Origin of the sequence: Notoacmeibacter ruber, from assembly GCF_003668555.1 — a bacterium.
GTDB classification, from domain to species: Bacteria; Pseudomonadota; Alphaproteobacteria; order Rhizobiales; family Rhizobiaceae; genus Notoacmeibacter; species Notoacmeibacter ruber.
Window position 1 is genome coordinate 1,385,912 of the sequence record NZ_RCWN01000001.1, and the last position, 16,589, is coordinate 1,402,500.

Here is a 16,589-nt window from a genome sequence, read left to right on the forward strand (position 1 = left end):
TTTCCCAGAAGAAAGAGAGGCATATTCGGAGAGGCGGGCCATGCAGAAACTCGATTCGATGATCGACCAGGGAACGGGACGAACTGTTGCCGATCTGGTCTTGAAGAATGCTCGCTTCTTCGACCTGGTGACCGGTTCGCTTGTCACCTCGGATATCGCGATTTGCGGCGATCGTATCGTCGGCACGTGCGAAACCTATCATGGCAAGGAAGAAATCGACCTGGCCGGCAAAATCGTTGTCCCCGGCTTTATTGACACCCATCTTCACATCGAATCGTCTCTCGTTACACCGCACGAGTTTGATCGCTGCGTCCTGCCACATGGCGTGACCACCGCCATCTGCGATCCCCACGAGATCGCGAACGTTCTGGGTTCAGAAGGAATCGCCTTCTTTCTTGAATCCTCGCTTCAGACGATCATGGACATTCGCGTTCAACTTTCATCCTGCGTCCCCTCAAGTCACCTCGAAACCTCCGGCGCCGACCTGCCGGTCGAAAAGCTCCTGCCCTTCCGCAATCATCCCAATGTCATCGGATTGGCGGAATTCATGAACTTTCCAGGTGTGCTCAATAAGGAACCTGTGGCGCTGGCCAAGCTTGAGGCCTTTCAGGGCAGTCACATCGACGGGCACGCCCCCCTTCTGTCGGGCAAGGATTTGAACGGATATCTTGCTGCGGAAATCCGCACGGATCACGAGTGCACGACAGCCGCCGAGGCTCTCGAGAAGATCCGCAAGGGAATGCACATTCTGGTGCGCGAAGGGTCCGTCTCCAAGGATCTGGAAGCGCTTTTTCCGGTCATGACCGAAAGGCTTTCGCCCTACATTGCGCTTTGCACCGACGACCGCAATCCGCTCGACATCGCCGAGCAGGGTCATCTCGATTACATGATCCGAACCGCCATCGCGGCCGGGATCGAACCCCTGGTCGCCTATAGGGCAGCCTCAATATCCGCCGCTCGTGCTTTTGGCCTTCGCGACCGCGGCCTCGTTGCGCCGGGCTGGCGAGCCGATCTCAACGTCATCGACACGCTCGAGGACTGCAATGTCGAGATGGTGTTTTCAGGCGGTCGCCTCGTGACGCCGGCACTGTTTGCTAGCCGCAAGCCGGTTGAGCCGGTCGGACTCGATAGCGTTCACGCCCCGGAACTGTCGGCCGCGGACCTTTCGATTGCCGGCTCAAGCGAGGAAATACCGGTTCTCGGAATTCTGCCCGGCAAGATCATTACCGAGCATCGTCGGTATCGCCTGCCGGTCAAAGGCAACCAGGCGAGCGTCGATCTTCAGAACGATATCGTGAAGGTGGCTGTCGTCGAACGACATGGCAAGAACGGCAATATCGGCAAGGGGTTCGTACAGGGGTTCGGGCTGAAGAAAGGCGCAATCGCATCCACGGTCGGCCATGACAGCCACAATCTCTGCGTGGTTGGTGTATCCGACGAGGACATGGCCATTGCCGCGAACCGCCTGCGCGAGCTGAAAGGCGGCTTTGTGGTGGTGGAAGGCGGAGACGTCAAAGCCGAGATCGCTCTGCCTGTCGCTGGTCTTATGAGCCTCGAACCCTATGAGGAGGTCCGTGAGACTTTGAGAGACCTTCGGAAGGCGGCCCTTGCGCTCGGTTCGACATTGGAAGAGCCGTTCCTGCAGCTGGCGTTCCTGCCTCTCCCTGTCATACCCCATCTCAAGATTTCCGATATGGGCCTGATCGATGTCGACCGGTTTGAATTGATCTCCTACCAATCAGGCAGAGACGTTCTCTGGCCGAGATGATCTCAGGCGCTGGGTGGCTCCTGGTCGGAGACGAGCCGGAGGCCGAGGTGAGCGGGCGGCGTCCCCACAGCGCACCCCCCTCGGGCGGGATCACGCTCCAGAAATGGAATAACAGCGATATGCTCGCCCCCAACGAGGAAGGCGGCGCAGTGCTCTGGATCCACATCACTGGAATAGCAATCCTGTGTCCACTCCCAGACGGAGCCATCGAGATCGCCGATTCCCTCCGCCGAGACCGAGAACGAACCGGCCCGTTTCAAGCTCCGGCTTTTCTGTTTCTCGATGAGATAGGCCGAAGCCCAGCTTAACTCCGGAGCATCGAAAATGGGCTCCGCCTCTTTCTTCACTACGCCCTTGGCCATCGTCGTCCATTCCGCGCTTGTCGGAAGTCGGAAAGGGTGGCCGGTCTTCTGACTGACCCATCGGACATATTGTCTTGCGTCGGTATGGTTGAGGCCGGTTGCGGGCAAATGCTCCGGATCGACGCCATTGCGAGGGCGGATATCGAAGCCGCATCCCCGATCTTCATAGCAACGGTTCCATTCTGCGACGGACAACTCGAGCTGTTGCACCCAAACTGTCCTGTGATCGCCATCCTCATCGATCGAAACCGGCAATGTCCTCGGCATCGCCGAAAGGTCGGGGCGCTCGAAGGCGATCGCAGAAAGCGCGAAGGCCCCCGCCGCCGCGATCAGTCCGGCCAGCCCCAGAGCGACCAGCGAACCTTTGAGCGACAAGGCGGGAGCCTTCATTTCATCCTCCTGCGGCGGTCAGGTTTCGGAGGTACGAGGGGCGACGACCTGTTCCATCAGGTTGTTGTCCCACTCGCCATCGACCACGAAGTGAGCCGTCGCTCCAAGCAGGGCGGCCTCGATCAGGTTGTGATTGACGTAAGCGTAAACACCGGGCTGCTTGAACGTATACATCGCAGCACCGGCGCTGCCGCCACGAATGAACCATGTTTCGAGGCCGGTCTGGGGCGCATCGGTGAAGGAACCGCTCTCCCAGACATAGTCACCGTGACCACCGATCAGGTGCGGCCGCGAGTCGCGGTTTGCCTGATTGTGGATCATCAAAACCGTCTTGCCGACTTCCGAGCGGAGGGCTTTGCCTCCGGTCAGTGCTCCGACCGCGCCGTTGAAGACCACGTGAGTGGGAGTCAATGTCCGCATCGCGTCGAGCGATTCAGCGTAATCGTCTCCGGCATTGTCGTAGGTCTTGTATGTGCCGTCAGCATCCTTCGGCAGATAGTAATCTTGCTCGCCAATATAGGCGATTTCGTCGTAGCGGAGCGGATTGCCGTCGCGGTCCTTCAGTCCGTCGCGCGGTAAAACCATGATCGCGCCATTCATGCCGTGGCACACGTGATAGGGGATCATCGCCCCGCCGGGCGCGCAGTGATAGGTGAAGAGCCCGGCCTTGGTCGCCTTGAAACGAAGAACCGTTTCCTCACCCGGGTAGATGTGCGTCAGTCCACCGCCGCCCAGCGCTCCCGTCGAAGCGTGGAAATCGATATTATGCTCCAATTGGTTGGTGGAAGGGCTGCGCAGCGTCAGCTCCACATAATCGTCCTGGTGGACGATGATAAGCGGCCCGGGCACCGAACCATTATAAGTCATGGCCCAGATCGAGGCGCCGGTATCTTCGTCGATCACCGTCAGTCGTTCCTCGACGGTCATCTCGATCTCGACGATCTTGGGCGATCCGGAAGCAACCTGCTCGTGCTTCGGAGCGAATGGCGGCTGCACCAGTTCCAGTTTAACGCGTTCATAGCCGCTGAGATCGGCCGGAGCTGCCTTGGCGATCTGCTCAGCCTGCACTCGGGTGACCTTGGTGTCGGGACTCATGGCCATTGCCGGACGGGCGGGACGCGCCAGCGGCGCTGCTGCAGCCATCGATCCGGTCAGTGTGGCCGCACCGGCGAGTGCGGTTCCGAGCAGAACGGAGCGACGTGTCGCAGATATTTTCAGGTCTTCTGTCAGTTTGGTCATTTCAGTTCCCCTTTTAATCGAGCTTGAAGGCTCGGCTTGAAACCGAACTCAGAGGTTGGAAAGCTGTTCTTCGAGGCGTTTTTTCGCGTTGCGCGGCAGGCGATGCTCGAGAAAGCCTTCGGGCGCCTGGGCCTCTTCACCGACGGCGATCGTCATCACCATGCCCATGGCGAAATGCGGATTGCACTTCACGACGTAGACGCCGGGGACCTCTGGTGTGATATCAACCTCCTGGTTGATCTTGCCGACGAAGGGCTCTGCACCCTCGGGTATCATTTCGTCGACGGACTGGGCATTGTGGCTCTTGTCGGTCGCGATGAATTTCACGGTATCGCCTGGCGCGATCTGAATGAAGGAAGGCTCGAAAACCATCGTTCCTTCCTCGCCCCTGTTCAGCATCTGCACCTCAAAGGTTTCTGCCCAGGCGCTGCCTGAGAGAACGGTCGCGATTGCAAGCGCTGCACTGATCCTGGCGAACATCTCCGGTTCCTTTCTCCGTTGGAATTTCGCTGACCCGCTTGTAGGTGGGTTCGCCAGAAGGCAATTTGCGCTAAGACAAACTTTGCTCGAGTTTATACGACCATCGTCGTATAGGTGCTGAGGAATGGAATTAAAGGATAGATGTAGGTTGCTGAAAAAACTGGATGAAAGCCTGCTTTCTGATCTTCCACCATTTTCGCAGCTCGATGGGTCTCAGATCCGTGAGATACTCGATCTCGCGAAAACAAAGCGCTTCGAAGAGAATGTGACCGTGTTCGAAGAAGGGGCCGAGGCAGAACGCTTCTACCTGCTTCTCGATGGCACTGTGCGTGCTTTGCACGTCACCCCGGAAGGCGAGCATGTCACGGCTCTTCACGTCCCAGCCGGTCAGCTCTTCGGCTTCGCCGCCGCCTTTGGACGTTCGACCTATCCCGCCACGGTGGAGACGGCCGCCGAAGCCGTCACATTATGGTGGCCCATGTCGCTCTGGCCCCAATTTGTCGCGCGCTATCCCGGTTTTGCAACCGAGAGCTACCGTACGATCGGACAGCGACTCAACGAGATGCAGACGCGGGTGGTCGAACTTTCCGTTTTGCATGTCGAACAGCGCGTTGCGCGGACACTCTTACGACTCATTCAACAGAGTGGCCGACAGGAAGATGGTGGGATCGTCATCGATTTTCCCATCACCCGCCGTGATCTGTCGGACATGACGGGCACGACCCTGCATACGGTCAGCCGGTTGCTGAGCGGATGGGAGAAAAAGGGCGTCGTGCAAAGTGAGCGCAAGCACATTACAGTGTGCAAACCAGAAAGGCTTCACGCGTTAAGTGAGGGCCGTCCAGTCTAGGGCCGCTTGGCTGCGCCGATCGAGGGCAATCCGCCCGCCAATTCAAAACGGCTACTGAGTTGAGAACCCGCCCTGTAGCTCCATCGCATACGTCATGATGCGAGTGAGCGCTTCTGTTCAATCATCCGAAAATGCCGCGGCCCGTTGCGCTCGATCACACCCTCCCGCGTGAGCTGCGAAATGGCCCTGCTTACGCTTTCAGGCGTCGTATCGAGATAATGGGCGATATCGTCTCGCGACATGCTGAGGGTAATAGACCGCTTGCCGGAACGCTGTTCAATCTGTTCCAGAAACCGAAGCATACGGTCCCTCACCTTTCCGATACGCGCTTCGATCAAGCGTTGCTGATCATAAGCGGCCTGCGCCGAGAGCTCTTCGATTACCGCGCAAAACATCGATCCTGAGCGATCAGGAAGATGGGCGACGGTCTTGAGATCGAGAATGCAGAAGGTCGTTGGTTCCAGGGCCGAGACGATGGCGGATCGAAAAAGCGTATTGGTAACAACAGGCTCGCCCGGGAAGAGAAAGCCAGCGACACCCGGTTCACCCGCTTCGTTCGAGACCTCAACTTTGAGTAGTCCATTCCGAATCATGACGAAGCTGGATGACGCACAGTGAGGCGGCACCACCTGGCCGCGTTCGTAGTGAATCGAAGAGATCTGGCCGGAGAACGGCCCGACCTCACCATGCGTGGTCATCCCGAGCCGGCGTAACAGGCATCCCGTGCAAAGCGGACGATCAGAGCGAATAGCGAGTGTCATGATGCTCGCCTCCTTTCGGCTTTTTCTACGTCCGAAATTTCTCTCTGAAACTGATGCATATCAAAAACCGGGAGCGAAATTCTGAAAGTTTCTCCCCGCAATCGAGGGAGATGATAATGCCACTGCAAGTTGATCCCGGTTTGGAGAAGGCCCCGTCGCGAGGCAATGAGACCCTCGCTTTCCTTTTTCTGTCTCTGGTGCTCTTCCCGCTCCTGTCGATCGTTCTGGTCGGCGGATTCGGCTTCGTCATCTGGATGGAGCACCTCATGTTCGGCCCTCCCGGAAGCTGATCATGGAAACCCAACTGTCACCCCGGGCAAAGTCAGGTCACGCTGCCGCGATGGCAGCAAGGCGAGTCGGCCTGATGCCATGGACCGATCCAGCGACAATGCTGGAGCGTTGCACCGCCTGTGGCGACTGCATCTCGGCCTGCCCACAGGCAATCATACATGGCGGGCGCGGCGGCTATCCTTTCGTTCGGTTTGACCGAGAATGCACCTTCTGCGGCGCATGCGCAGAGGCTTGCCCCGAGGGCGTATTCGACCTTTCGCAGCCCGCCGCCTGGCAGGCGAAAGCCCACATTCTACCGTCCTGTCTGGAAGCATCGGCCATAACCTGCCGCGCTTGCGACGATGCATGTCCGCAAGCTGCGATCATGGCGCGGCCTCAGCTGGGCGGCGCCACCAGGATTGAAGTGGATTTCGACGTCTGCACCGGTTGCGGTGCGTGCGTCGCGATTTGCCCGGTCAAAGCAATAGAGGTCGTCGACCATGGCTGAACATCACCTTTCGAGTCTCGTCGTCCACGCCCTCCCCGCCCAACTCGATGCTGTCGCCCGGCAAGTCGAGGATGAAGGCTTCGAAATTCATGGTCGGAGCGAGACCGGCAAGCTGGTGGTCACATGCGAGGCCGACCATCAGCGTGCCATGAGCGACGCCATCACCCGTATCCAGCTCTTGCCCGGCGTCGTCGCTGCAACGCTGGTCTTTCATCATGTCGAACCCGACAGCTCTATCGAAGAGGCAATCCAATGACCCTGTCACGAAGAGACGTTCTCAAGAGCCAGGCGATTGCCGCCGCAAGCCTTGCGGCCGGCATATCAACGCCCGCGCTCGCTCAAAACATTGCCACCCAGCGCGAACACACCGAGCTGGAATGGTCCAAAGCGCCGTGCCGTTTCTGTGGAACTGGCTGTTCCGTCATGGTTGCCACCCGCAAGGGTCGCGTCGTCGCAACCCATGGCGATGCCGAAGCAGAGGTCAATCGCGGACTGAACTGCGTCAAAGGCTACTTTCTATCCAAGATCATGTACGGCGCCGACCGATTGACAAAACCGCTGCTGCGCAAGCGTGACGGTGTCTTCCACAAGGACGGCGAGTTCGAAGAGATCGGCTGGGATGAAGCCTTCGATATCATGGCCGAGAAGTTCAAGAAGACCCTCCGTGAGAAGGGTCCGAAGGGCGTCGGTATGTTCGGTTCCGGCCAGTGGACTGTCTGGGAAGGCTATGCAGCCTCCAAACTTTACAAAGCCGGGTTCCGCTCGAACAATATCGACCCCAACGCACGCCATTGCATGGCCAGCGCCGTGGCCGGCTTCATCCGGACCTTCGGCATAGACGAACCAATGGGCTGCTACGACGATTTCGAGCATGCCGACGCGTTCGTGCTGTGGGGTTCGAACATGGCGGAGATGCATCCGATCCTTTGGACGCGCCTTGCCGACCGAAGGCTTTCCGCTCCCCACGTCAAAGTGGCGGTTCTCTCCACCTACCAACATCGTTGTTACGATCTGGCCGATCTGAAACTGACCTTCACGCCTCAGTCCGACCTGGCCATTCTGAATGCTATCGCCCGGCACATTATCAAGACGGGCCGCGTCAACCAGGACTTCGTCGACAAGCACACCACCTTCAAGCGCGGCAATACCGATATCGGGTACGGACTGCGACCGGAGCATCCGCTGGAGCAATCCGCAAAGAATGCCTCGGCTGCCGGTGGCTTCGAAGACATGACGCTGGAGGAGTATGAGGCATTTCTCGAAGAGTACACTTTCGAGCGTGCCAGCGAGATCTCCGGCGTACCCGAAGACCGTCTCGAGGCCCTCGCGGAACTTTACGCGGACCCCGACACAAAGGTCATGTCGCTCTGGACGATGGGCGTCAACCAGCACACGCGCGGCGTCTGGGTCAACAATCTGATCTATAACATCCATCTTCTGACCGGAAAGATTGCCGAGCCGGGCAACTCTCCCTTTTCGCTGACCGGCCAGCCCTCCGCCTGTGGAACGGCCAGAGAGGTCGGCACTTTCGCCCACCGCCTGCCCGCCGACCTCGTGGTCGCCAATCCCGAGCACCGCAAGACGGCTGAAAAGATATGGAAGCTGCCGGAAGGCACCGTTCCGGAATGGGTCGGAGCCCATGCAGTCTTGCAAAACCGCATGCTCAAGGACGGTGAGATCAACGCTTACTGGATTCAGGTCAACAACAACCTCCAGGCGGCACCGAACATGCTTGAGGAGACCTATCCGGGCTATCGCAATCCGGACAATTTCATCGTGGTCTCCGATGCCTATCCGACGGTCACGGCGCAGGCTGCCGATCTCATCTTGCCGACGGCCATGTGGGTGGAAAAGGAAGGCGCCTATGGCAATGCCGAGCGGCGCACGCAGTTCTGGCATGAGCTGGTTTCTGCCCCCGGCGAAGCCACCTCGGACCTCTGGCAACTGATGGAGTTCTCCAAGCGCTTCACCACCGATGAAGTCTGGCCCGAAGACATTCTGGCGGCCGCACCAGATTACCGCGGCAAGACGCTTTTCGAGGTCTTGTTCGCAAATGACCAGGTCAATGCCTACCCGCTCTCGGAAACGAAAGAGCATCCCAATCACGAGAGCGATCACTTCGGCTTCTACGTGCAGAAAGGCCTCTTCGAAGAATATGCTCGGTTCGGGCGCGGCCACGGTCACGATCTGGCGGACTTCGACCGCTATCACGAGGCCCGTGGACTGCGGTGGCCGGTCGTCGACGGCAAGGAGACCAGATGGCGCTATCGCGAGGGTTATGATCCCTATGTGACGGCCGGAAAGGGTGTCGAATTTTATGGCAAGCCCGATGGCCGCGCCAATATCTTCGCCCTGCCCTACGAGCCGCCTGCCGAAAGCCCCGACGATGAATTTCCATTCTGGCTGGTGACAGGCCGCGTTCTCGAGCACTGGCATTCCGGCTCGATGACGGACCGGGTTCCCGAACTTCACAAGGCCTTTCCCAACGCCATGGTCTACATGCACCCCGAAGATGCGGCGGAGCTTGGCCTGCACCGTGGCAGTACCATTCGTATCTCTTCGCGGCGGGGCGACATGATGAGCCGGGTTGAAACACGAGGCCGAAATCGCGTGCCTCGCGGCCTGGTCTTCGTGCCATGGTTCGATGCCCATCAGCTCATCAACAAACTCACGCTCGACGCAACCGATCCGATCTCGAAGCAGACGGATTTCAAGAAGTGCGCATGCAAGGTGGAGGCAGTCTGATGCGAAACCTGATCCTGAAAGCCTTCGCGGTCCTTCTCCTGACCGCCGGCGTCGCCATGGCGCAGTCCACGATTTCGACATTGCGGCCTACGCCACCGACGGAAGACGAGGCGCCGCCGCCCATGCGGCCGATCACCGACACGAATATTCGTGAGCCGCGCAACTATCCGGAGCAGCCGCCGCTCATTCCTCACGACATCGAAAATTACGAAGTGAGCGCCAACTTCAACAAATGCCTTTCGTGTCATGCTCGGGCCGCGACCGGCCAAAGCCAGGCGCCGATGGTCTCCGTTACGCACTATATCGACCGGCACGGCCAGGTCTTGGCACAGGTGTCGCCGCGGCGCTTCTTCTGTACCCAGTGTCATGTGCCACAGCGTCCCGATGAACCTTCCGTGGCCAACACATTCATCGATGTCGACACCCTCCTAACCATGCCAGACGAGTGAGGCCGGTCCGATGTGGCAACTCATCAAGAATGTCTGGGCGGCGATCCGCCGCCCCAGTGTCCACTATTCACTGGGCTTTTTGACGCTCGGCGGCTTCATCTGCGGCATCATCTTCTGGGGCGGCTTCAACACGGCGCTTGAGGTGACCAATACCGAGCAGTTTTGCACGGGCTGTCACGAGATGCGAAGCAATGTGTATGCCGATCTCCAGCAGACGGTCCACTTCACCAATGCCTCGGGCGTCCGGGCGAAGTGCTCCGATTGTCACGTTCCACATGAGTGGACCGAGAAGATCGCCCGCAAGATCGCGGCCTCCAAGGAGGTCTATGGCTGGCTCTTCGGCACCATCAACACGCGGGAGAAATTCGAGGAGAAAAGGCTGGAAATGGCCCAGCGCGAATGGGCCCGGTTCGAAGCCAATGACAGCCTCGAATGCCGAAACTGCCACTCCTTTACCGCGATGGATTTCTCGCAGCAAAGTCCGCGTGCAGCCGATGCGCATGACCGCATCCTCGGCGCGGGAGAAGCGACGTGCATCGATTGCCATAAGGGTATCGCCCACACACTCCCACGGATGTCACCCGGTGAGAACGCGGCGCATCACGGCAGCGGAACGGTGAAAAGTGTTGCGAGCCTGCGCAGCTATGTCGGCGATCTCGCGCTTGAATAAACGTCCGGAACACATCGGTTCTCGATAAGGCGGCCAGCGTGCCGCCTTATTTTTGCGATGGACCGATGAAGGCGTCAGATGTTCCGCGGTCTAATCATGGAAAAACAAGGCGACGGAGGGCCAAAAAGACGGCGGAACAAAGACCGATCGGTTGAACTCTTTGCTTGGAAACGTATTGTTCCGGGGACTGCAGAGGGTTTTTGAAGGGAGCGCGCCGCATGACAGAGTTTAACTACCCTGTCGTGGCCGTCGGCGCATCGGCCGGCGGTATCGAAGCGCTGAAAGCATTTGTCTCCGCCATCCCCGCCGAAACGAAGGCCGCATTCGTCATCCTCCAGCACCTTGCGCCCGATCATGACAGCCAGCTGACGAACATACTTGCGCGCTCTGCCGCCCTGCCCGCCCTTGAGGCAGAGAAGGACATGCCGCTGCAAAAGGGGCATATCTACGTTCTTCCCCCGGACCGTTATCTCCGCATCGTCGATCATGGCCTCTTCACTGAACCACCGACGGAGCCACGCGGCCTGCGCATGCCCATCGACCATTTTATGAGGTCTTTGGCGGAGACCGTGGGGCCGAACGCCATCGGAGTGGTTCTCTCGGGCACCGGCACCGATGGCTCTCTCGGGCTGCGCGCCATCAAGGGCGCCGGCGGCCTGACCTTCGTCCAGTCACCCGAAACCGCGCTCTATGACGGCATGCCCAAAGCCGCCATTCAGATCGGCGCGGCGGACAGAATCGGATCGATCGAGGAAATCTGCGAAGGGCTTCGAAGTCATACGGATCGGACTGCCGAACCAGAGGACGGCGAGTTTTCCCGCAAGCAGATCAACGGCATCATCACATTCCTGAAAGCCAGGACCGGACATGATTTCGGCGCCTACAAGATCGGAACGCTCGATCGGCGTATCCGCCGCCGGATGAGCCTGCTTCGTTTTGAGAGCGTTCGCCAGTATAATGATTATATCCGCAGCACGCCGAACGAAGCCCGTCAGCTTTTCGACGATCTGCTGATCAATGTGACCTGCTTCTTTCGCGATGAGGAAGTCTGGAACCCACTGGTCGAGAAGGTCCTCGACAAATTTCTCTCCGAAGAGCATCGCACGCCGATCCGTATATGGGTGCCAGCCTGCTCGACGGGGGAGGAAGCCTATTCGCTGGCCATCTTGCTGGAAGAGCGACGCAGGGCGCTCAAGGTCGATGTCGAGTACCAGATTTTTGCCTCCGATCTTGATGCCGAGGCGGTCTCGTTCGGGCGGGAAGCTCTTTACCCCGCCAGTATTGAAAGCGATGTCAGTGCCGAGCGACTTGAGCGCTTCTTCCGCCAGGAGGCGAGCAGCTACCGCCTCGACAAGCGCATCCGAGAAAAGGTCGTCTTCGCAACACAAAATCTCTTGGGCGATCCGCCGTTCTCCCGGCTGGACCTGATCAGTTGCCGAAATCTGCTGATCTATCTTGATCCGAGCTATCAAGCCCGTCTGATCGATGTTTTCCACTTCGCGTTGAAGGAAAACGGGTTTCTCTTCCTTGGTACGTCGGAGTCCCCCGGCTCCCGCTCGGACAAGTTTCGGTCGATCGATTCAAAGGCCCATATCTGGCAACGCCTGCCAGGTCAGAGCCTCAACAGCCTTCAGCTTTCGGGCGGTAGTGCTCGGTCGGAATTCGCGAATAACGGCCGTGCTCCTCGCCCGGCCCGCTCTCGTTCGAATGATCTTGGCAATCTTGTACGCCAGGCAATCCTTGAGCGCTTCGGACCGGCGGCTGTCGCAATCTCTACGGAAGGCCAAATATCCTATTATCACGGGCCTATCAGACGGTTCATTGAAACACCCGAGGGCGAACCCACCAGCAACCTTTTCGAGCTGCTCGCTCCTCCCCTTCGGGTTCGGGTACGCGAAGCGCTTCGCAAGCTGGAAGCGGGCGAGGTACCGGCAAGGGCTGAAGGCGTACTGAAACTCGATGGCCAGGACCGGCTACTGAAGATCGAATGCGGCCGACTGGCCATCGAAAACGATCCTCTCATTCTCGTGACGTTCGAGGATACAGCTCTTCCGACCGATCAGCCTGACCGAAAGCGTGGCGAAGACGATGAGGGATACATCCATCGCCTTGAAAATGAGCTGGAGGTGGTGCGCGAGGATCTGCAGACCACGGTCGAAGAACTGGAGACCTCGAATGAGGAATTGAAGGCCAGCAATGAAGAAGCGATGGCTGCCAATGAGGAACTCCAATCGACCAATGAGGAACTGGAAACTTCGCGCGAAGAGCTCCAGTCGCTCAATGAAGAACTGATCACGCTCAACAACCAGCTCGAGGACAAGATATCGGAAGTCGAAAAAGCGACCGACGACATGCGCAACTTGCTGACGTCGACTCGTCTGCCGGTTCTTTTTCTGGATTCCAACCTTACGATCTCGGGCTTCACGCAGTCGATGCGGAGCGTCATGGAGCTGCGTGAAGGCGACAAGGGTCGCCCCATGACCGAACTGGCCATGAAGGTCGACGATAGCCAGCTCATCAATGACTGCCGTGCAGTGCTCGACAAGCTGGAGCCGATCGAAACGCAGGTCGAGTCCAGTGATGGCCTGATCTATCTGCGCCGCATCCAGCCCTACAGGACCTCGGAAGAGCGCATCAGCGGCGTGGTCATCACCTATACGGAGGTGACGCGGCAGGCCACAATGGCCAAGCGGCTCGCCAGCCGAGAACGCCAGCAAAGCGTCATCGCCAGTATCAGTCGAAGTGGGCTGGGTGCACGCGACGAAGGAGAATTTCTCAACCATGTCTGTGCATCGCTGCGCGTGGCACTGGATTGCGATTATACAAAAATTCTAGCCCTCGACACCGAACGAAACCTCTTCGAGCTGCGTGCGGGCGCTGGCTGGAAACCGGGACTGGTCGGCAGCGCGACGGTGGAAAGCGGCTTCAAGAGCCAGGCCGGCTATACGATGCAGCAGGACGAACCAGTCCTCATTGAGGATTTTGAAGAAGAAAAGCGCTTCGATCCGCCGCCACTGCTTGTTGACCACGCCGTCCGCTCCGGCATCAGCACGACGATTTCTATACACGGCAAGGTCTGGGGTGTGATCGGGATACATGACCGAGAGCCCCACGCATTCACCGAAGACGACCTCGCCATTCTCGCGGCCGCTTCGAATATCGTCGCGGCGACCGTCATGCAGATTACACGGGAGCGCCATCTCGCCCGCGAACGGCTTATGCTCGAGCTGGCGATCCGGTCTGCCGATCTTGGCGTCTGGCGCTACGATCCCGAGAACGATCACTTTCGTGGCGATGAACGCACCGAGCGGATGTTCGGAACGGACGACAGCAAGTCGCCCCCGAAACTGACGGCGTTTCTCGATCAGATCGCTGTAGAAAATCGGGATCGCGTGTCCGAAGCCCTACGCAACACGATCGAAAAGGGCGAGCCTTTCGACGAAGAGTTTATGCTACGCCGCGAAAACGAAGAGATCTGGCTCCTATGTCGCGGAGAACGGATGCAGCAGGGGGACGAGACCGTCATTCTGGGCATCCATCAGGACGTGACGGAGCGCCGACAGAACGAAGAGCAGACCTTGTTCATGATGCGGGAACTCGATCACCGCGTGAAGAACCTGCTCTCGATCATTCTGTCGATCGCCAAGGTCACGGCCAGGGGCGCCAACGATACCGACCAGTTCGTCTCCGACTTCACCCAACGCCTCAATGCCATGGCACGCACGCATAGTCTTCTGGCAGAATCGCGCTGGCAGGGTGCGGAAATGCGAAGCCTGCTCAGAGAGGAGTTGAGTCAGTTCGGACGCGAGGGCCGGATCGAAATTCACGGCCCCCGCCTTGCCATGTCGCCAAGCGCCTCGCAGGCCATGTCCATGGCGATCCATGAATTGGCAACCAATGCCGCCAAATACGGATCTTTACATTCTGCCGAGGGCACCTTGCACATCGAATGGCAGCTTGTGGAACGAGAAGATGAGGAGCGCTTGGCCATACGCTGGGAAGAACGCGGCGGCCAACCGGCGAAAGAACCCGAGCGCGAAGGGTTCGGTACTACGGTTTTGAAGCGCATCCTGCTTTCGCAGTTGAAGGCCGAGGTCGATCTCGACTACGCCGAAGAAGGCCTGACAGCGTTGATCGAAATGCCCACAACTCATATCCGGCCGTCGCAAGGACCCGACATCCAGTCGACAGATTCCGAGATGGAGATCAGCCCCGATATCCTCAAAGGGAAAAGAGTTCTCGTTCTGGACGATGAGTGGTTGATCGCCGAGCAGCATGCAGAGGCGCTGAGTAGCGCCGGGGCGGTCATCGTCGGCCCTTTCACAATGTTGAAAGAAGCGGATATTGCCGGTCGCATGGAGGACATCGATCTGGCCGTTCTGGACTATAACATCGATGGCGAGCCCTCGACCCGCCTCATCCGAGACTTGAACAAGGCGGGGATCCCTACACTTATGGTTACAGCCTATGGGTCCTCACTCGAGCTTGAAGACGATGTCAAAATCGAAGCTGTTCTCAACAAGCCGGTCAGTTCGATAGCGATCATAAACCGTGTGGCGAAATCACTGCAAAAGCAGGAGGAGTTGTCACATGCCTAAGCGCAACATTATCGGCATCGGCGGTAGCGCCGGAGCACTACAGGCGGTCTGTGAATTTCTGAGCGGCTTTCGTCCCGAATGCGACTCGGTCGTCCTCCTGGTCATTCACCGAACTGCGGAATCGTCGCGCCTTCTTGATATTCTCCAGCGTTGCACGCCTCTTCAGGTCCGAGAACCCGTGGACGACGAGGCCTTGGCGCCAGGCCATATTTATATCGCGCCGGCCGATCAGCACCTTCTCCTCGGCGATGACCACCTTCATCTGCGTCGTGGACCACGGGAAAACAATTTCCGGCCTTCCATCGATCCGCTCTTCAGATCATTGGCGGTCTTTGCTGGCGCGCGCGCCAATGGCGTCATCCTGTCGGGCTATCTCGATGACGGTTCGGCGGGCCTGCGCGCAATCGCCTCTGCAGGGGGCAGCACATTCGTGCAGGATCCGAGAGATTCTCTAACGCCTGATATGCCGCGCGCCGCCATTAGTGCCATCGGCGAACCCGACATGATTGCCGATGCCAAAGGACTCGGCGACCATCTGTCAAAGATCGTCGCCGAGGAGGCGCCCGAGAGCAAGGAAGTGCCGGAGAATGTCAAACTCGAACTTCTGATTTCCGGACTGGAGCGAGCCAGCATGAAGACGGAAGAAAAACTCGGTGAACTCTCCCCGTATAACTGTCCCGACTGCAATGGCGTTCTGTGGCAGATTGAAGATGGACCGATCCTTCGTTTCCGTTGCCATACGGGCCATGCCTATACGCATGCTGCCTTATCGCAGCGGCAAGACGAAATGCTGGAAAAAACGCTCTACGATTCCCTCCGCGCACACCGCGAAAAAGCACAGTTGCTTCGCCAGCTTTCCGAGCGGGAGCCCGACAAGAGCGATCGCTGGCTGAAGCGTGCATCGGAATATGAAGAGGACGCCGAACTCCTCGAAGACGTCATCCTGCGTCAGAATACGCCAGCATAGGTTCTACGCCCTCATCCGCGGAACCTGGTTGGGGTCGAGCCGCAATTCGATCAGGAGCGGTTTGGTGCGCGTCTTGACTGCTTTGATCGCGCTTTCCAGGTCCTCATCGGAACGCACGGTGATCCCCTTCCCGCCAAGGGCCGTTGCAACGTCGGCGAATGAAGGCCACTCAAACTCCGACAGGCCTGGGTTCATGCTGCGATCGACAAACTGGATATGTTCGGCGCCATAGGCGCTGTCATTGCAGACGATGACGATCAGGTCCTGTTTCAGCCGGACGGCCGTGTTGAATTCGTTGACGCCGCCCATCATGAAGCCGCCATCGCCGGTAAAGAGCACGACCGGGCTGTCCGGCTCTGCAAAGGCGGCACCGATCGCCTCTTGCAACCCCAGACCGATGGAGCCGAAATTCACCGTCACCAGAAATTGCCTCGGATGGGGCACCGAGATCCGGCACCAGACTTCGGTCATGAAGCGCCCGCCATCCGTTGCCAGAATCCTGTCCTTCGGCAAGGCTTCCTCCAGGCGGTCA

At 58.6% G+C, this 16,589-nt stretch carries 15 protein-coding genes (1 of these 15 cut by a window edge); 10 read left to right on the forward strand and 5 right to left on the reverse strand.

Going from position 1 to position 16,589, the window contains the following annotated elements; translation table 11 throughout:
• Positions 1-40: 40 nt before the first annotated feature.
• Positions 41-1,768, forward strand: coding sequence for an adenine deaminase (gene ade, locus D8780_RS06550; RefSeq protein ID WP_121644880.1), 1,728 nt, complete (start codon positions 41-43; stop codon positions 1,766-1,768).
• 2 nt (positions 1,769-1,770) lie between these two features.
• Here the strand turns inward: ade and D8780_RS06555 are convergent, their stop codons facing one another.
• From D8780_RS06555 to D8780_RS06565, 3 genes are read right to left on the reverse strand one after another with little or no spacing between them, the layout of a single operon-like run.
• Complete coding sequence (locus tag D8780_RS06555) at positions 1,771-2,520, reverse strand: formylglycine-generating enzyme family protein (RefSeq protein WP_121644881.1); 750 nt, start codon at positions 2,518-2,520, stop codon at positions 1,771-1,773.
• Positions 2,521-2,538: 18 nt separating this feature from the next.
• Positions 2,539-3,750 carry a copper-containing nitrite reductase gene (gene nirK / locus D8780_RS06560; RefSeq protein ID WP_199699631.1) on the reverse strand — a complete coding sequence of 404 codons (1,212 nt, stop codon included), beginning with the start codon at positions 3,748-3,750 and terminating at the stop codon, positions 2,539-2,541.
• A gap of 57 nt (positions 3,751-3,807) precedes the next feature.
• On the reverse strand, positions 3,808-4,239 hold the full coding sequence (locus D8780_RS06565; RefSeq protein ID WP_121644883.1) for a pseudoazurin: 432 nt from the start codon (positions 4,237-4,239) through the stop codon (positions 3,808-3,810).
• A gap of 148 nt (positions 4,240-4,387) precedes the next feature.
• Here D8780_RS06565 and D8780_RS06570 point away from each other — a divergent pair, with 148 nt between their 5' ends.
• Complete coding sequence (locus D8780_RS06570) at positions 4,388-5,089, forward strand: Crp/Fnr family transcriptional regulator (RefSeq protein ID WP_245412281.1); 702 nt, start codon at positions 4,388-4,390, stop codon at positions 5,087-5,089.
• Positions 5,090-5,181: 92 nt separating this feature from the next.
• Here the strand turns inward: D8780_RS06570 and D8780_RS06575 are convergent, their stop codons facing one another.
• The gene (locus D8780_RS06575; protein ID WP_121644884.1) at positions 5,182-5,850 is read right to left on the reverse strand and encodes a Crp/Fnr family transcriptional regulator; all 669 of its coding nucleotides are present in this window, start codon (positions 5,848-5,850) and stop codon (positions 5,182-5,184) included.
• A 116-nt stretch (positions 5,851-5,966) separates the two neighbouring features.
• Here D8780_RS06575 and D8780_RS06580 point away from each other — a divergent pair, with 116 nt between their 5' ends.
• The 8 genes from D8780_RS06580 (at position 5,967) to D8780_RS06615 (ending at position 16,057) form a co-directional block, all read left to right on the forward strand.
• On the forward strand, positions 5,967-6,140 hold the full coding sequence (locus D8780_RS06580; RefSeq protein ID WP_121644885.1) for a periplasmic nitrate reductase, NapE protein: 174 nt from the start codon (positions 5,967-5,969) through the stop codon (positions 6,138-6,140).
• Between the two features lie 2 nt (positions 6,141-6,142).
• A complete protein-coding gene (gene napF / locus D8780_RS06585) occupies positions 6,143-6,628 on the forward strand; it encodes a ferredoxin-type protein NapF (RefSeq protein WP_121644886.1) in 486 nt (161 codons plus the stop codon).
• A complete protein-coding gene (locus tag D8780_RS06590) occupies positions 6,621-6,884 on the forward strand; it encodes a chaperone NapD (protein ID WP_121644887.1) in 264 nt (87 codons plus the stop codon). The genes napF and D8780_RS06590 overlap by 8 nt, the downstream gene beginning before the upstream one ends.
• The gene (gene napA, locus D8780_RS06595; RefSeq protein ID WP_121644888.1) at positions 6,881-9,373 is read left to right on the forward strand and encodes a nitrate reductase catalytic subunit NapA; all 2,493 of its coding nucleotides are present in this window, start codon (positions 6,881-6,883) and stop codon (positions 9,371-9,373) included. The genes D8780_RS06590 and napA overlap by 4 nt, the downstream gene beginning before the upstream one ends.
• Positions 9,373-9,822 carry a nitrate reductase cytochrome c-type subunit gene (locus D8780_RS06600; RefSeq protein WP_121644889.1) on the forward strand — a complete coding sequence of 150 codons (450 nt, stop codon included), beginning with the start codon at positions 9,373-9,375 and terminating at the stop codon, positions 9,820-9,822. Before napA ends, D8780_RS06600 begins: the two co-directional genes overlap by 1 nt.
• A gap of 10 nt (positions 9,823-9,832) precedes the next feature.
• The gene (locus D8780_RS06605) at positions 9,833-10,492 is read left to right on the forward strand and encodes a NapC/NirT family cytochrome c (RefSeq protein ID WP_121644890.1); all 660 of its coding nucleotides are present in this window, start codon (positions 9,833-9,835) and stop codon (positions 10,490-10,492) included.
• A gap of 218 nt (positions 10,493-10,710) precedes the next feature.
• The gene (locus D8780_RS06610; protein ID WP_121644891.1) at positions 10,711-15,090 is read left to right on the forward strand and encodes a chemotaxis protein CheB; all 4,380 of its coding nucleotides are present in this window, start codon (positions 10,711-10,713) and stop codon (positions 15,088-15,090) included.
• Positions 15,083-16,057 carry a chemotaxis protein CheB gene (locus D8780_RS06615; protein ID WP_121644892.1) on the forward strand — a complete coding sequence of 325 codons (975 nt, stop codon included), beginning with the start codon at positions 15,083-15,085 and terminating at the stop codon, positions 16,055-16,057. Before D8780_RS06610 ends, D8780_RS06615 begins: the two co-directional genes overlap by 8 nt.
• A 3-nt stretch (positions 16,058-16,060) precedes the next feature.
• Here the strand turns inward: D8780_RS06615 and D8780_RS06620 are convergent, their stop codons facing one another.
• On the reverse strand, positions 16,061-16,589 hold the 3' end of the coding sequence (locus D8780_RS06620) for a thiamine pyrophosphate-binding protein (RefSeq protein WP_121644893.1). The gene runs 1,100 nt beyond the window's last position; the window shows 529 of its 1,629 coding nt (coding positions 1,101-1,629); its start codon lies off the right edge, out of view — the gene reads right to left on this strand; it ends in the stop codon at positions 16,061-16,063.

Coding starts and splice junctions, on each gene's coding strand:
- ade (WP_121644880.1), top strand. CDS start 41: ATGCAGAAACTCGATTCGATGATCGACCAGGGAACGGGACGAACTGTT.
- D8780_RS06555 (WP_121644881.1), bottom strand. CDS start 2,520: ATGAAGGCTCCCGCCTTGTCGCTCAAAGGTTCGCTGGTCGCTCTGGGG.
- D8780_RS06565 (WP_121644883.1), bottom strand. CDS start 4,239: ATGTTCGCCAGGATCAGTGCAGCGCTTGCAATCGCGACCGTTCTCTCA.
- D8780_RS06575 (WP_121644884.1), bottom strand. CDS start 5,850: ATGACACTCGCTATTCGCTCTGATCGTCCGCTTTGCACGGGATGCCTG.
- D8780_RS06580 (WP_121644885.1), top strand. CDS start 5,967: ATGCCACTGCAAGTTGATCCCGGTTTGGAGAAGGCCCCGTCGCGAGGC.
- napF (WP_121644886.1), top strand. CDS start 6,143: ATGGAAACCCAACTGTCACCCCGGGCAAAGTCAGGTCACGCTGCCGCG.
- D8780_RS06590 (WP_121644887.1), top strand. CDS start 6,621: ATGGCTGAACATCACCTTTCGAGTCTCGTCGTCCACGCCCTCCCCGCC.
- napA (WP_121644888.1), top strand. CDS start 6,881: ATGACCCTGTCACGAAGAGACGTTCTCAAGAGCCAGGCGATTGCCGCC.
- D8780_RS06600 (WP_121644889.1), top strand. CDS start 9,373: ATGCGAAACCTGATCCTGAAAGCCTTCGCGGTCCTTCTCCTGACCGCC.
- D8780_RS06605 (WP_121644890.1), top strand. CDS start 9,833: ATGTGGCAACTCATCAAGAATGTCTGGGCGGCGATCCGCCGCCCCAGT.
- D8780_RS06610 (WP_121644891.1), top strand. CDS start 10,711: ATGACAGAGTTTAACTACCCTGTCGTGGCCGTCGGCGCATCGGCCGGC.
- D8780_RS06615 (WP_121644892.1), top strand. CDS start 15,083: ATGCCTAAGCGCAACATTATCGGCATCGGCGGTAGCGCCGGAGCACTA.